We start from the raw sequence: 16,071 nt of genomic DNA, 5'->3' as shown, positions 1-16,071 counted from the left end.
GAAGAATGTTCATGATAGAAAAGGAGCGGATAAAACACCTCAATCACATCAAAGAATCAGAAGGTGACTATGTGCTGTACTGGATGCAGGCATCACAGAGGCTACATTACAACCACGCCTTCCAGTATGCTCTCTTGGAATCAGAGCGTCTTTCTCTTCCACTGGTGGTTTACTTTGGCCTCATGGACCATTTTCCCGATGCAGCCCTTCGCCACTATCAGTTCATGGTGGAAGGACTTCTGGAAGTGAAAAGTGCACTGTCCAAAAAAGGGATCCGCTTTGTGGTGGTCCATAACTCTCCTGAGATAGGTGCACGGAAGCTTTCTGAGAACGCTGCAGTTCTTGTGACAGACAGAGGATATCTTCGGATTGAGCGGGACTTTAGAAACCGGATCAAAGAGAAGGTTTCTTGTCCTTTCATTCAAGTGGAGACCAATGTGGTGGTACCTGTGGATACAGTTTCCCAGAAAGAAGAGTATGCCGCTGCAACCATTCGAAGAAAAATCGAGCGCCTGCTTCCAGAGTTCACACATCCCATGGAGCTTGGGCCTTATGAGGTTCCCATGTATTCGGATGCATTGCCCGTAGAGGAAATGCTCTTTGAGAATCTAGCCGAAATCCTGCATGATCTGGATCTGGACCGGGGAGTTTTGCCTGTCTCTCACTATTTTCGGGGTGGATACTCTGAAGCTAAGAAGCATCTCAAGAAATTCCTGGAGGAAAAATATTCTAATTTTGCTTCTTTAAGAAATGATCCTGCTGTCGATGTCGCATCGAACCTTTCTCCCTACCTTCACTTCGGTCAGATTTCTCCCCTGGAGATCTATCTTTCACTACCTCTGGATCTTTCAGAAAACAGAGCCTCTATGGTGGATGAACTCATTGTAAGGAGGGAGCTCGCCATGAATTTTGTGGAGCATAATCCCCAATATGACACCTTCGGGTCCATCTCTTCCTTTGCAAGGGACACGCTTCTCATCCACAAGAATGATCCTCGGTCTTATCTTTACACAAAGAAGGAGCTGGAAGAGTCTAAAACCCACGATCCTTACTGGAATGCAGCTCAAAGTGAACTGGTGTTAAAAGGAAAAATGCATGGCTATATGAGGATGTACTGGGGGAAAAAAGTAATCGAATGGACCGCATCTCCAGAAGAAGCCTATGACATTCTTGTATATCTCAACAACAGATACAGTCTGGATGGCCGGGACCCCAATGGCTATGCAGGAATCGCCTGGTGCTTTGGAAAACACGACCGTGCATGGAAAGAGCGTGAGATCTTTGGAAAGGTGCGGTATATGAACGACAAAGGCCTTGAGAGGAAATTCAGTATCGGTACGTATGTGAAAAATGTGGATGCGCTGAAACAGGGAGAGGATTCGAATGGATAAAATCAATGTCATCGTTCATGAAAAAGCGCTTCTCGGTATCACAGAGCGTGATTATGAACTTCATAAAACGAAACTTTCTTCGGAAGGATTAGAGGGCATCTCGATTCTTGTCCTGAAGAAAAGTGATAAAGCACTGCCCCCCTTTGTTCTGGGTGCCCCTCAGAACTTCAAAGATGTCTATTTTTCACCATTTACTGTGCTGGAGGATCCACTGAAGCTTTGGGACCTTAAAAGAAGGCTCCTTGCTTACCAGTGGATGAAAAGTGTTCCACTGCCCCACCGTCAGAGCCTTTTTGAAAGCTGGTACATCCTGAAGTTTCTTTGTCAGGAGCTTAAGAATGTAGACGCAAGGCAGCTGGGACGTGACATTGCCGCTCTTCAGTCTGACGCCGGAGTCGAGACTCTGGAAAGGTACCGTCTGAAGATCCTGTCCCTTCTCCAATATCCTTCCACTCCGGAGAAAATCCGTGGAAGTCTTTGGAAAAACTACACCAATCAGCTGAAGAAGACCCAACACCCTCTTCCTGAGATCAACGATCCTAAAGATGGTGTCTTTGAAGAAACCTTGGTCCATGAACTTCATCTTCTGGAAGAAGAAGCCATAAAAAAGCATATTTTCTTTGGCACATCTCCGGTCCTCTATGAGAAAAAAAGCTCGTAAAATCAGTCCAAGCTTGAAAATATAATAGATTGTTCAACCTTAGCGCCCATGAATCAAGTACAATAATAGTAACAATAGACAGGAGGTATCATCATGCAGTTTTTAAAAGTCTATGCCCTGACCTTAGTCATTTTCTTTCTAGTGGACATCGTCTGGCTGGGTGTCATTTCCAAAAAGCTCTATAAAGAGTATCTTGGTCATCTCATGGCACCAAATGTCAACTGGGCCGCAGCACTGGTCTTTTATTTTCTCTTCATTGCAGGACTTGTTTTCTTTGTCATTATGCCTGCCATCGAAAAAGGAGATCTCATGTACGCCATCACCGTTGGTGCCTTCTTTGGACTCATCACCTACGGCACTTATGATCTTACCAATCTAGCCACCTTAAGAGACTGGCCACTGAACATCACCATCATCGATCTTGTCTGGGGTACCTTCCTAAACGCTGCAACCTCAGGCATCACCTACTTTGTAGCCACCAGCCTTTTAAAAATGTAACAGTCAAAGGAGAAATCTTTATGAGTATTCAGTATCTGGACAGCGAAAAACTTTACTATTCTTTTCTCTCCGGGGCTCAGGAAGTCATCCGGAACAAAAGAATCCTAAATGAAATCAATGTGTTTCCCGTCTCTGATGGAGACACAGGAAGCAACCTCGCCCACACGATGCATTCTATTCTTCAGGAAGCCCAGATGAAACCCACTGTGAAAGACACCATGAACTCCATCGCGGATGCAGCCCTTACCGGTGCCCGTGGAAACTCTGGTATCATCATGGCTCAGTACATCAACGGGATTTTCATGAGCCTTCCCAAAGAAGAATCCATCACCATGTCCGGATTCTCAGAAATGGTCAACGGTGCCGTTCCTCATGCTTATCATGCCATTGCGAATCCCGTGGAAGGCACCATCATTACGGTGATCAAGGATTGGGCTTCGGCCATTCACCGGTACAAAGACCATGCAAAAGACTTTCATGAGCTCCTTTCTTCTTCCGTCAACGATGCCATGACTTCTCTAAAACATACACCGGAGAAACTGAAGGTATTAGAAGACGCAAAGGTCGTGGATTCAGGAGCCAAGGGATTTGTGTACTTTCTCGAAGGGTTTGCCTCTTTCTTAAGTACAGGACTCTTCAAATCCGATCAGAATCTTTCTCAGGAGACCATAGATTTCACAGAGTATCCTGGTCATGACCATGACGAGATCCACGAAAGATACTGCACGGAAGCGCTGATCTCTGGTGAAAATCTTGACTTGGATGCACTTCGGGAAGAGCTCTCTTTTCTTGGAGATTCTCTCATCGTTGCAGGGAATCCCAATAAAGTGAAGATCCACATTCACACCAATTCTCCAGTGGATTTCTTCCAAAAACTGAAAACAAAAGGGACCATACTGCAGCAGAAAGCCGATGATATGATCCGTCAGAATGAAGCGGCCTATAAGAGAAAATATCCCATCGCACTGGTCACCGACTCCATCGCGGATCTTCCTCTTTCCTATCTGGATGAGGAGCAGGTTCATATGCTGCCCCTGAACCTTGTGTTTGAAGGGACAACTTATCTGGACAAAGTCACCATGACACCAGATGTGTTCTATCCTCTGCTGGATGGAGCCACTGAATATCCAAAATCAGCTCAGCCCAATCCAAAGACTGTGGAAGCCTTTTTAGGCAGTATCGCCGCACATTATGACGAAATCCTTGTGATTACAGTGGCAAAAGTTCAGAGCGGCACCCACAATGTTTTTGAAAAGGCGGCCGAAAAACTGAAAAAAGAAGGCAAGAAAATCTATGTGGTGGATTCCAAGCAGAACTCCGCCGCCGAGGGTCTTCTTGTGATGAAAGCTTCAGAACTGATCAAAGAAGGAAAGCCCTTTGAAAAGATCGTCGAGACCATCGAAGCTTTACGGGATCAAACAAAAATCCTCGTCAGCGTCAACACCTTGAAGTATATGGTGCGATCCGGCAGACTCAGTAAAGTCACAGGATTTGCCGGAAAGATGATGAATCTTAAACCTGTGGTGTCTCTGGACGCGGAAGGAAAAGGTTCCATCGCCGCCAAGGCTTTCAGTGAAAAAGCAAACACACAGAAAATCATAGACATTATGAAAAATGATCATAAAGAAAGCGCAATCACACGCTACAGTATTGTCCACGCCAACGACGAAAAGCGGGCTTTGGCCATGAAGGCCAAATGTCAGGAGTATTTGGGATTTGAACCCCTATACATCATGAACATATCTACCATTGTAGGCATGAGTGCCGGTGTAGGTTCTGTAGCTTTATCATACATGCGCGAGAAAGGAGATCTTCTATGAATCCATATGTAGGCACAGCATTGATGCTGTTGGTATTTTTTACTTTACTCTTTATTCTTGCACAGTACCTGGAGAACAACGCCATCGTAGACAGTTTCTGGGGTCCTTCATTTCTTTTGATTGCACTTTTTACCCTGATCACCGCAGAAAATCCAGGACTTCGTCAGAATCTCTTAACCGCAGTCGTGGCCCTTTGGTCCCTTCGGCTCTTTTATTACATCACCCTCCGAAACTGGAACAAGCCTGAGGATTACCGCTATGTAAACATGAGAAAAAGATGGGGAACCAAACTGCCAAGGCTGAAGGCCTACGCCAATGTATTCCTTCTTCAGGGAGTCCTTTCCTACCTGGTAGGTCTTCCTCTTATCAGAGGAAACAGCTCTGATGTCTCTTCTCTGAGTCTTTTGAACTATGTAGGGATTGCCCTCTTCGCCATCGGATTTTTCTTCGAGGCCGTGGGGGATGCTCAGCTGAAAAACTTCAAAAAAGATCCTGGGAATAAAGGCAAACTCATGACCACCGGGCTCTGGTCTCTGACCAGACACCCGAATTATTTTGGGGAATCCGCCATGTGGTTCGGTTTCTACCTGATTTCCTACTCAGGTCTGAAAGATCTCCCCTTTGTCTTCAGCCCCGTCCTCATGACCCTTCTTCTCCTCTTTGTTTCTGGAGTTCCACTTCTGGAAAAGAAATATAAAGACAGAGAAGACTTTAAAGCCTATGCCAGAAGAACCAGCAAGTTCTTCCCTTTGCCCCCAAAAAAAGTGTCCTAAAGCTAACGACAGCCATAGGCTAGAAACCTATGGCTGTTTTATTATTTGCTTTCTGTTAGATTGCATTCATCACAAAGATTCTATTTCAGTAGGCGTAAGAAACCTCTATAATAAGAAGTGGAGGTGGAATGATGAAACTGCTAAATTCCATGCATTTGAAACTGATTGCCCTGATCACCATGATCATTGACCATACAGGCGCTATATTCTTTAGTGGACAAGACCTCTATCGGATCATCGGCCGTCTTGCATTTCCCATATACTGTTTTCTTCTGGTGGAGGGCTTCTTTCACACAAAGAGCAGAGAAAAGTATGCAGCAAGGCTTTTCATTTTCGCCCTGATCTCAGAGCTCCCCTTTGATTATGCGTTCTTCGGCGGTCTGAATGGCAGCCATCAGAATATATTCTTTACTCTGTTTCTTGGGCTTTCGGGAATTTGGATATCAGAAAATTTCCGTCATAAAAATCCTCTGGTTTCTATAGCGGGCTTTGTTGGGGCCGCAGCTTTGGCGTCACTTCTCAACACCGACTACACCATTCTCGGCATTCTCTATATTCTCATTTTCTACTTTGCAAGGAGCATGCCTCATGGTCTGAAAGAGCTCTATATACTGCTGGCAATCGGTACTGCAACCTCTTTCCTCTCAGGTTCTATTCAGATGTACGCCATTTTCGCTGTGATTCCAATCATGCTCTATAATGGTAAACCAGGCCTAAGAAGCAGACTGGTCCAATACGGATTCTATGCGGCTTATCCTGTACATCTTATGATTCTTTACCTGATACAAATTTCTATGAACTGAAATCTCTATAAAGAAAAGGAGAAGGATCCATTCTATTAATAAATCCTTCTCCTTATTTCTAATTCTTGGATTTCTTATTGAGGAACATGCCTGCTTCCAGGATATCCATGACTTTTTCTACTACTTCATCCAGATTGTCATCCTTGTCTTCATCGAACATGACATACTTCAGCCCAATGAAGTTTGAAACCCCCATGAGGAAATAGCTGAGGATTGTAGTGTCCACATCCACAACTTCTCCTTTTTCCTGGGCTTTCACAAGACCTGTGGCATATCGTCCCGCGAAGTCCTCATAGTACTCAATAAACAGTGTCTTATCGATATAGAGTGACTCCCAGATGATATTGTAGACATGTTTATGGTCTCTGATATACACCAAAAACGCCTTCAGACCTATTTTTTCCGCTTCGAATCTGGTATGGCTTGGCTTGATATCCAAAGCAATGGCTTTTCTGATATCATGGCTGTAACTTAAAAGCAGAAATTTATACAGACTGTACTTGTCCTTAAAATAAATATAGAAGGTGCCCAGAGCAATATTGGCTTCGTTGGTAATATCGATGATGGAAGTTGCATGATAGCCCTTCTCAAAAAACAGCTCCTCCGCCGCACGGACGATATTATCTAAAGTCTTCTGTCCTCTTTTGGTTTTTGGTAAATTTACAAACTCTTCCAATGTATCTCCTAACTGCCAGTCTTACTCTTCGGCTCTTTGACTGGTCTCTTCAAATTATATCATTTCGATTTTATCACAACAGGAACAATTATGAAACACTATCATTCTCAAAAGATTATAGTACTGTCATTTCTAAATCGGAAGCATTGATATAACCTAGAGTCAGTGCGGTAAAAAGTGCTGGTCTTTCATACATGGATCCGTGCCCTGTCTTTGGCAGCATCACATAATCAGAGTTCACAAGAAGCTTGTGAAGGGCTTCCTGTTCCTCTTTCGGTGTGATGAAGTCATTCTCGCTGCTCACAATGAGTGTTCTGGTTCTGACATCTTTCAGATCTTCCGTCACATCGTGGGTCTCTGCGCTTCTTGTCAGGCGCACCATGGAGTCCATGAAATTCTTGTCACTGAAGACTGTCGCCGTAAGAAGCTTTTTCCGGTTCTCCATCCATTCCCTGTTCCGGTTGTAGAATTCAGGGGAATAAATGACAGGAATGGTTGTGAGATAGTAATCCAGTGCATTGTCTCTGCTTAAGTTCCACGCATCTCCGATGTCCTTCAGCCAAGGGCTGGTTCTGTGGGAAGTGTTGAACAGCACAAGTCTGTCTACCAATGACTCATATTTTGTGATGAACCTTAAAGCAACTTCCCCGCCATAGGAGATTCCTAAGAGGTTCACTCTTTCATAGTTCAGCTCTTTTATGAGTGCATGAAGCACTTCCACTTGAAGATCCTGGGTGTACTCTTCTACTACTTTATCGGACTGTCCCTGATCCAGAAAATCCAAAAGGATCAATCTGTTGTTTGCGCTGAAGGCTTCTTTGAAGATGCCCCAGCTTTTTGTGGACATCATGATGCCATTAAGGAGAATCAGGGGTTTTCCTTCACCATGGGTTTCATAATATACGTTTTTCCCCTGAAATTCAAAATATGCCATTTTTTCACCTACTTATCAAAAATCAGGCCCAGCTCATGTGCTTCCTTGAGGATTTCGTCTCTGAAATCAGGGTGTGCAATGGCAATGAGTCTTTCGATTCTTTCGCGGACATTGGTACCACGCAGATGAGCGATGCCATATTCTGTGACGACCATATCCACATCGTTTCTGGAAAGGGTCACAATGGCTCCTGGCTTCAGGAATGGCACGATCTTGGACTTCTCTTCTCTTTCACCAGTTACTGGATTTTTCACCATGGCTGTGGAATAAAGGGCAATGAAGCTTCGGCCATTCTTGGCATTCTGAGCCCCTACGGCAGTGTCCGACTGTCCACCTGTACCAGAAAACTGGATATGTCCAATGGACTCCGAGCACACTTGGCCGGTGAGATCCACTTCCAAGGCGGTGTTGATGGAAACCATGTTGTCATTGAGTCCAATGACGGCAGGATCATTGACATACTTTCCGTTGAGGATCATGACAGAAGGATTGTTGTTGATGAAGTCGTACAGCTTCTGATTGCCCAGGGCAAAGGTTGCCACATGCTTGCCTTTATGAAGGGTCTTCTTCTTCCCTGTCACCGCACCACATTCAATAAGATCCACCATCCCAGAAGTCATCATCTCCGTATGGATTCCAAGATCTTTCTTTCCCTTCAGGGCAGATGCCACAGCGTTGGGGATACCGCCGATGCCCAGCTGCAGCGTATCACCATCGTGGATGAGATCTGCAATATAAGCACCGATTTTCAGATCTTTCTCATTGGGTATTGTATCTGGCAGTGAAGGCACTTTATAATCCGCTTCAATGAAATAATCGATATCTGTATAATGAATCTCCACATCTCCAAAGGTTCTTGGATAATTGGGGTTGATCTCCAGAATCACAATGCCTGCATTCTCAATCATCTGGGACTCATAGGTGTTGGAAGTGGATAGAGAGATGAATCCATGCTCATCGGGCATGGAAGCGGTACCGACAAAAATATCAGGCTTCACATGGTCCAGTCTCTTCCATCCCGCCAGATGAAGATGATTTGGAATAAAAGATACATTTCCATTTTTGAATGCTCTACGTAGAGGTGGAGAGAAGAACCATCCGTCGATGTTGAATGCATCCACATATTCTTCTTTCAGAAATTCCCCACTGGCCATGGAAAGACAGTTGGTGATGGTGACATTCTTCACTCTGTCTGCGATGGTGTGGATGCTGTTCATAATAAGCTGCGCTTCTCCCGCACCAAGACCGGTGACTACATTCATATCAGATTGGATCATAGCAAGTGCCTGTTCCAGGCTGATGACTTTTTCTTTATAGGACATAATTAGGCGCCTCCTGATTTATTTTTTAAAAAAGGGCAGGTCTTCACCTGCCCTTTAAGACCACTATGTATTCCCTTTGATACAGGTTTCCTATTACTAGAATAGGATATTTTTAACTTTGATGATAGGGGATTTTAAAATGTTTGCATCGTATAGGAAATCATATCGTCTGTGTGACTTTACTCTATTTTCCTAGAAGGGAATCCATGGACTGAAGTCCGTCTACTGGTACCCAGCCTGGTGCATTTTCTACCAGACCAACCTTGGACAAGTTCATTTCCTGTGTACCTGCTCTCAGACCGTCTGCATAGTTGATTTCTCCACCAAATGGGTTCTTGATTGGAGCGCTTTCCAGTGCATCCATATACTTGTCCCATGTAACAGTTCCTTCTACTCTCTTGAGACCTTCGACGAAGAAGTGTCCAGCGATCCATCCAGTCATGGCATATACGTTTGTGGCGTAGTCTGGAGCCCATTCAGCAAATGCTGCCAGGCTGTCTGCATTTTCAACCAGGTCAACCCAACCAAGTCCGTATACATCAAACTTGCCGTTGATTTCGTTGATGACAGCTTCAGAGATGACTGGGGATACATTCACGTAGGTTGTGATAACGTCTTTGTTTACGTTCTGAGCAGCCAGTTCCTTTACAATGGTAGGAATGGTTGCCTGAATAGCAGCACCGATGACGAAGTCCACATTAGCGTTCTTGATGGAAGTCACTGCGGAGGAAACGTCTGTTGCACCCGCAGCTACCTGCTCAGCAACAACTTCAATGTTCAGTTCCTTAGCCTTTGCTTCAACACCAGCAAATAGATCCTTACCAGCGTCGTCGTTGGTGTAGATCACACCAATCTTCTTCGCTTCGAAGTCACCTACTGCTCTAGCTACCATGATCTGACCTTCAGTCTGGTAGATTGGCTGTACTGGGAAAATACCTCTGTCTTTGCCTTCAGCCTTGTCATTGTAAAGCTGACCGATACCTGTTGCAAAATAAACTGCAGGAATTCCGTATTCCTTTACGTCTTCGATGGTAGCACCAACTACTGGTGTTCCGAAGTGTCCAACAAGAGCAAAGATCTTATCATCTTCTACCAGTGTGGAAAGAGCAGCCTTACCCTTCACTGGATCAAATTCATCGTCGATGTGCTTGAACTCGATCTTTCTTCCATCTACTCCGCCTTCTTCATTGATCATCTTGAAGTAAGCTTCGATACCTGCGTTGAATGGTACACCAACAGGAGCATAGTTACCGGATGTGGCAGCAGAGTTACCAACGATGATTCTATCATCGAATACACCCTGTGCGGCTTCTTCCTCTTCTGGAGTCTCAGTTCCTGGAGTCTCAGTTCCTGGAGTCTCAGTTCCTGGGGTTTCTGGGGTCTCTTCCTTTGCGCCACAAGCTGCAAAAGATGCAACTATTGCTAGGGATGCCAGCATAGCAACGATTTTTTTCATGTAGTGTTCCTCCTTAAATTACAATGATGATTCATTGTTTTAAACTTAATAATGGTAACTTAGGTTGGTATGTTGTGTTGTTTAGGGTCTGGTATGTTGTATGTTGTTTTATTTAAGTACAGAAGTACCTTAAATATAAAGATTAGTGTTTGCCCAGATAGGCTTCCACAAGTTTAGGATCATTGGCAAGATCGCTGGCTTTCCCATGAGTGTTCACAAGGCCCAGCTCAATGACATACCCGTAATCTGCAATTTTCAGTGTCTGTGCAGCATTCTGCTCCACGATGATGACAGTGGTTCCCTCTTCTTTGATCTCCTTCACGATTTTCATGATGTCCTGCACAATAAGGGGTGCAAGACCTAGGGAAGGTTCATCCAGAAGAAGCACTTTCGGACTGCTCATAAGAGCTCTGCCGATGGCCAGCATCTGCTGTTCTCCTCCGGATAAAGTGGAGGATACTTGGCTCTTTCTTTCCTTCAGCACTGGGAAGTATCTGTATACTCTGTCAAAATTCCTCTGGATGGTTGCTTTGTCCTTTACAGTAAAAGCACCAGCTTTCAGGTTTTCTTCAACAGTAAGATCTCTAAATACCGCTCTTCCCTCAGGCGACATGGAAATACCAAGTCTTGCGATCTTTTCAGGCTCCATCTTCGTGATGTCCTGCCCATAGAGCTCTATGGATCCACCTTCACTTTCGATGATTCCGGATATTTTCTTGAGAGTCGTGGTCTTCCCTGCTCCATTGGCTCCGAGAATCGCCACTACATCTCCCTCATATACCGTAAGGTCAATGCCTTTCAGTGCTTGAATGGCACCATAGCTCACTTTGAGATTTTTGATCTGTAATGCTATTTTCTTATCACTCATACTACTCCACTCCTAAATATGCTGACTGGACAGCAGGATTTTGCTGTATCTCCTTAGGGGTGCCAATGGTCAGGAGTTTTCCGAAGTTGATGGCGCAAATGCGGTCACAGATATCCATCACAAGTCTCATATCATGTTCCACCAGAAGGATGGCACAGTTGAATTCATCTCTGATCTTCTTGATCAGTTTAGCAAGTTCCAGGGTTTCGCTGTCATTAAGTCCTGCAGCAGGTTCATCGAGAATGATGAGTTTAGGCCTTGCCATAAGAGTTCTCGCCATCTCGACCTTCTTCAGGATTCCGTATGGCTGACCTCCGACGAGCATGTCCTTTCTGTCGAGAATACCTAAGTTCTCAAGGATTTTTTCAGCCTCTTCCCTGTACTGCTTCTCTTCTTTTCTCGCCTTTGGCAGTCTCAGCGCCTGGGAGAATGTATTCGCCTTGAAGTCGATATGACCTCCGATGAGCACATTGTCGATGATGCTGAGCTCTCTGATGAGCTCTACATTCTGGAAGGTTCTGACCAGTCCCAGCTTAATGATTTCATGTACAGGCTTTGTCGTCAGTTCTGTGACCTGATCGCCGTGCCCTTTAAACAGGATTTCTCCTGTATTCGGCTTATAGAACTGTGTGATGCAGTTGAACACTGTGGTCTTTCCTGCTCCATTAGGTCCAATCAGCCCAAAGATTTCTTTTTCTTTGATATCGAAAGAAAGATTGTCAACAGCTTTCAGTCCGCCAAAGGCAATGGAAAGTCCCTCGACATTCAGTACACGGTTCTCCATTTTACTCATCTTTCTTTCCTCCTTTTTTCAGTTTTCCGAAGAGCTTCTTGATGTCATAACCAATCCCTACCAGTCCGTTCGGATAGAAGATGATGACCACGATGATCAGAAGGCCATTCAGTACGTAGGACAGATTCTCAAAATAAGGAATCTGCTTCAGGAAGAGGTCTGGTACAGCAAAGACGATGAATGCGCCAAGTACTGTTCCGTAGATAGACCTTAAACCGCCTATGATAATGATGGCCAGGAAGTCCAAGGAAAGCTTCAAAATCCAGGTGCTTGGATAGGAGAATTTGATGAAGTGCACATAGAGCACTCCTGCAATACTCGCAAATACAGTAGCCAGTGCGAATGCGATGAGTCTGTGGGTAAGAAGATTCACACCCATGGCCTGAGCTGCTGCTTCAGAACCTCTCATGGCATTCAAAGCACGTCCAAGCTTTCCGTTCATCATGTTATAAGTAAGGATCATCACGATAACCAGGACTATAACAATGAAGTAATACGTCGTAGTTCGATCCAACTCAAATCCATCAAATCCAGGTATGAATCCTAAGAGAGTTGGGTAATTTGCTGACTTACCACTGAATCCGCCAGTGAATGGCACCAGCTCTTCAAAGGTCTTTCTGAGAACCTCTGAAACAGCCAGGGTTGCGATGGCTAAGTACAGTCCTTCAATCTTCAGAGATACCAGTCCTACCAGTATTCCGAGAAGTGTAGGAATCAGCACCGCCAGGATAAACGCCGCTTCAAAAGGGAGTTCCAGATCTATGGTCAGGTAAGCAGAGATATAGGAAGCCAGTCCCATAAATCCAGCAGTACCTAGAGAGATCAGTCCGGACCATCCCAGAAGGATATTGAGCCCAAGAGCTGCAATGGCATAAATGAGTGTCCCACCGATGGTGGTGATGTATCCATTCTTCAGGACTCCTGCTTCCGCCAGAGGTGGAACCAGGGCCAGGACAGCACCAAATAGAATCAGGCCTAGAATCGGATATTTCTTTAAAATGTTTTTCTCTTTCGTCATACTCTTCATCCTACACCTTCTTCACAATCTTCTTCCCGATGAGTCCATATGGTCTGAAGACAATGAACACCAGGATCAGAATATAGAGAATCTGTCCGCCCCAAACAGAGGACACATAAAACAGCAAGAGGTTTCTTACGATACCCATGATATACGCACCTATAACAGGTCCGTGGAAAGTCTGGAATCCGCCAAGAACACAGGCAACTAGGGCTGTGATCTGCACTTCATCCATGAGATTCAGTGTAACTGAGGTCATCGGCGCGGTCATGACACCAGCTATGACACCCAGAACTCCCGCAACTCCCCAGGCAGCCATGGTAACGTTCTTTGTAGGAACCCCCATGAGCCTTGCCACATATTCATTGGAAGCTGTGGTTCTGATGGCAAGTCCCCATTTTGTCTTCTGCAGGATATAAAACATCAGAAGCATGATGGCCAGGCCTAAGGCAATGTTGAACAATCCGTTATAGGAGATGGATGCTCCAAGGAAGGATAGATCTCCTGATTCAATGAGTCTTGGCAGTCTTAGCGGATCCACCCCAAAGAAGATGGGTGCAAGTCCAAGGACAATCATGATGAGGCCTAACGTTATAATCTGCTTTGCCACCGGAGACACATTTTTCGTATGTCTTAAAATCAGCACATCGATGAGGAATCCCATGAGAATAGCACTTAAGATTCCACCGATGACCGCCAGCCATAACGGCAGTCCGAACTTATTGAAAAGGAAGGTCACCACAAAGGTATTGAACATGGCCACAGCTCCCTGTGCAAAGTTCGTGGTATAGGAGGTTCTGTAGATGATGATGATACCTAACGCAGCAAGTGCATAGATGCTTCCTGTTTCCAAACTTCTAAGAATAATTTGTATGAAAGTACTCAATTAGCTTTCACCCCATTTAATGACATTGGCAGCCCACACATAGCCGATCCCTGCCGCAACCATGCTTACAACGCTTCCGTCCTGAACCTTTCCTTCCTGGAGAGCCAGGTGCAGAGACAAAATCTGATCCACCTGTCCGATATGTCCATAATCTTCCAGATAGATGGACTGGTCTTCCGTAAGCCCCAGTTCATTCAGCATGGCCACGTGGCCGGATCTCTTCATATGAAGAATTGCCAGATAGTCAATATCCTTTCTTTCAAGATCTGATTTTCTTAATGATTCGTCGATGCATTTGTACCAGTTGGGCATTGACACCTCATTCAGTCTGTCTTTCATTTTCTTGGCGTCCATAAGCCGAAGACTCTTATAGGCCTCGTCTCTGTTTTCTGGAGTGATCGGATTGCAAGTGCCTCCAATCTCCACTCCGGCAGTTCGGGCTAAAGATCCATCTGCAATGATGTGGGACCCCAGAAGAAGATTCTTGCCATAATTTTTCTTGAGGATGATGGCTCCGCCACCTGCTCCCAGATTGAACATCATAGACATGTTTTTGTCGCTGTAATCTACAAAGTCTCCATTTCTGTATCCGCCTGCAATGAGGATGGTGTTGATGGAGTCATCGTTCATGAGCATATCCTTTGCAATCTTCATGGTAGACACAGTGGTGCAGCATCTGTTGGCAAGATCTATGCCCCAGGCATTCACTGCGCCGATTCTGTCCTGGATATACAGCGCTGATGTCGTCAATGGATACTCTTTCCATTCTTCTCCTACGCAGAGAATCACATCAATATCCAGAGGATCGGTGCCAGTATTTTTCAGTGCATCCAGCGCTGCCAGCGCACCCATTTCCTGTGTACCGTCCTGTGCTCCAGGGATCGGTTTCTTTCTGATGCCAAGTTTGTCCACCACAGCCTCTTCAGACCAGACACCCATGGTTTTCTCAGAGATTTCCTTCCCTGTCATAAAGGATTCTGGAATATAGATCCCAGTTCCTACAATTCCTACATTCGTCATGCTAAACCTCCTTACAGTCTCATGCCTCCGTTGACAGACAGATTGTGACCTGTTACGTAAGAAGATTCATCTGAAGCCAGGAACAGTGCAGCATTTGCAATTTCCTCAGGCTGAGCCAGTCTTCCAAGCATGGTCTGTGCAGCAAATTTGTCCAGAAGATCCTGTGGAACAGTCTTCAGGATATCTGTCATGGTGTAGCCAGGAGAGATGGCATTGACTCTGACCTGTGCACCCTTCATAGCAAACTCCTTTGCCCAGGTCTTTGTCATTCCAATGACACCTGCTTTTGTTGCAGCATAGTTTGCCTGTCCGATGTTTCCGAATTCTCCTACAACAGAAGAAATGTTGATGATGGAACCCTTGCCGTTTGCCTGCATCTGCGGTCCTACGTGTCTTGTGAGGTTGAATACACCCTTCAGATTCACGTCTATCACCAGATCCCACATCTCGTCGGTCATCTTTCTTGTGAGGGCATCTCTTGTGATTCCTGCGTTGTTCACAAGAATATCAATCTTACCATATTTTTCAGTGACGTACTCTACAAATGCCTTACAAGCTTCACCGTCTGCAACATTCAGCTTGTACCCTTCCACATTTGGATTCTCATAGGCCAGATCGCCCATGTCCGCTGCAATGACCTTTGCGCCTTCACGCACAAAAAGCTCTGCCATCGCCTGTCCAAGTCCACGAGCACCACCAGTAATTACTGCAACTTTGTCCTGTAATCTCATTTTTCTACCTCCATTATTTCACCTATTTCATATCGTTATATTTGACCCATCACTGTGCATAAACAGAGAATCAAATACCAAGATATGAAACATGAATCAATCTTCATGTTCAGAATAAATGATAAGGTTTGCAAAGTCAATCAATTTAACAAAACAAAGACATAATTAATTATCCGTTTAAAAATAGTGAACAGTTCTAGAATTTCTTTAATAAAATAAGCTTTTATCTGATAAATCGTTGATTTATATGTAAACAAATGAAAAGGTTGTCATTTGCGATTCTCCTGATTTGATATTTTATTATCATAAATTGTAATGTATTAATACACATTTTTAACCTTGAAAGCCATGTTGTTTTCGTGTTTCCAGCACATGCAATCATCCGCAAGGAGTATACAGATCCTAGGGAATAAATGGTATT

General features: G+C 44.7%; 16 protein-coding genes. 6 read left to right on the top strand and 10 right to left on the bottom strand.

Annotation, left to right across the window (positions count from 1 at the left end; all coding sequences use genetic code 11):
* The first annotated feature begins 11 nt into the window (after positions 1-11).
* The 6 genes from BM243_RS07280 (at position 12) to BM243_RS07255 (ending at position 5,946) form a co-directional block, all read left to right on the top strand.
* The gene (locus BM243_RS07280; protein ID WP_074911719.1) at positions 12-1,391 is read left to right on the top strand and encodes a deoxyribodipyrimidine photo-lyase; all 1,380 of its coding nucleotides are present in this window, start codon (positions 12-14) and stop codon (positions 1,389-1,391) included.
* Positions 1,384-2,052, top strand: a complete 669-nt coding sequence (locus tag BM243_RS07275; protein ID WP_074911718.1) for a hypothetical protein — start codon at positions 1,384-1,386, stop codon at positions 2,050-2,052. The genes BM243_RS07280 and BM243_RS07275 overlap by 8 nt, the downstream gene beginning before the upstream one ends.
* A 93-nt stretch (positions 2,053-2,145) precedes the next feature.
* Positions 2,146-2,550 carry a DUF2177 family protein gene (locus tag BM243_RS07270; RefSeq protein WP_074911717.1) on the top strand — a complete coding sequence of 135 codons (405 nt, stop codon included), beginning with the start codon at positions 2,146-2,148 and terminating at the stop codon, positions 2,548-2,550.
* 20 nt (positions 2,551-2,570) lie between these two features.
* A complete protein-coding gene (locus tag BM243_RS07265) occupies positions 2,571-4,370 on the top strand; it encodes a DAK2 domain-containing protein (protein ID WP_074911716.1) in 1,800 nt (599 codons plus the stop codon).
* Complete coding sequence (locus BM243_RS07260; RefSeq protein ID WP_074911715.1) at positions 4,367-5,143, top strand: DUF1295 domain-containing protein; 777 nt, start codon at positions 4,367-4,369, stop codon at positions 5,141-5,143. Before BM243_RS07265 ends, BM243_RS07260 begins: the two co-directional genes overlap by 4 nt.
* A 131-nt stretch (positions 5,144-5,274) precedes the next feature.
* Positions 5,275-5,946: a TraX family protein gene (locus BM243_RS07255; RefSeq protein ID WP_242943524.1), complete on the top strand. Its 672-nt coding sequence runs from the start codon at positions 5,275-5,277 to the stop codon at positions 5,944-5,946.
* 58 nt (positions 5,947-6,004) lie between these two features.
* Here the strand turns inward: BM243_RS07255 and BM243_RS07250 are convergent, their stop codons facing one another.
* From BM243_RS07250 to fabG, 10 genes are all read right to left on the bottom strand, one after another.
* Positions 6,005-6,622, bottom strand: a complete 618-nt coding sequence (locus BM243_RS07250; RefSeq protein WP_031574823.1) for a TetR/AcrR family transcriptional regulator — start codon at positions 6,620-6,622, stop codon at positions 6,005-6,007.
* A 115-nt stretch (positions 6,623-6,737) separates the two neighbouring features.
* Positions 6,738-7,556, bottom strand: coding sequence for an alpha/beta fold hydrolase (locus BM243_RS07245; RefSeq protein WP_074911713.1), 819 nt, complete (start codon positions 7,554-7,556; stop codon positions 6,738-6,740).
* 8 nt (positions 7,557-7,564) lie between these two features.
* A complete protein-coding gene (locus BM243_RS07240; RefSeq protein WP_074911712.1) occupies positions 7,565-8,878 on the bottom strand; it encodes an acetyl-CoA hydrolase/transferase family protein in 1,314 nt (437 codons plus the stop codon).
* A 184-nt stretch (positions 8,879-9,062) separates the two neighbouring features.
* Positions 9,063-10,334 (bottom strand): ABC transporter substrate-binding protein, encoded by a 1,272-nt coding sequence (locus BM243_RS07235; RefSeq protein WP_074911711.1) that lies wholly within the window; start codon positions 10,332-10,334, stop codon positions 9,063-9,065.
* Between the two features lie 142 nt (positions 10,335-10,476).
* The gene (locus tag BM243_RS07230) at positions 10,477-11,202 is read right to left on the bottom strand and encodes an ABC transporter ATP-binding protein (RefSeq protein ID WP_074911710.1); all 726 of its coding nucleotides are present in this window, start codon (positions 11,200-11,202) and stop codon (positions 10,477-10,479) included.
* 1 nt (position 11,203) lies between these two features.
* Positions 11,204-11,995 (bottom strand): ABC transporter ATP-binding protein, encoded by a 792-nt coding sequence (locus BM243_RS07225; protein ID WP_207646173.1) that lies wholly within the window; start codon positions 11,993-11,995, stop codon positions 11,204-11,206.
* A complete protein-coding gene (locus BM243_RS07220) occupies positions 11,988-13,013 on the bottom strand; it encodes a branched-chain amino acid ABC transporter permease (RefSeq protein WP_074911763.1) in 1,026 nt (341 codons plus the stop codon). Before BM243_RS07220 ends, BM243_RS07225 begins: the two co-directional genes overlap by 8 nt.
* A 10-nt stretch (positions 13,014-13,023) precedes the next feature.
* Positions 13,024-13,899, bottom strand: a complete 876-nt coding sequence (locus BM243_RS07215) for a branched-chain amino acid ABC transporter permease (RefSeq protein WP_031574840.1) — start codon at positions 13,897-13,899, stop codon at positions 13,024-13,026.
* Positions 13,900-14,919, bottom strand: coding sequence for a 3-oxoacyl-ACP synthase (locus tag BM243_RS07210; RefSeq protein ID WP_074911709.1), 1,020 nt, complete (start codon positions 14,917-14,919; stop codon positions 13,900-13,902).
* Between the two features lie 11 nt (positions 14,920-14,930).
* Positions 14,931-15,650, bottom strand: a complete 720-nt coding sequence (gene fabG, locus BM243_RS07205; protein ID WP_074911708.1) for a 3-oxoacyl-ACP reductase FabG — start codon at positions 15,648-15,650, stop codon at positions 14,931-14,933.
* Positions 15,651-16,071: the final 421 nt, after the last annotated feature.

The sequence above is a fragment of the Proteiniclasticum ruminis genome (assembly GCF_900115135.1).
GTDB lineage: Bacteria > Bacillota > Clostridia > Clostridiales > Clostridiaceae > Proteiniclasticum > Proteiniclasticum ruminis_A.
This window is presented reverse-complemented; position numbering and strand designations above follow the sequence as displayed.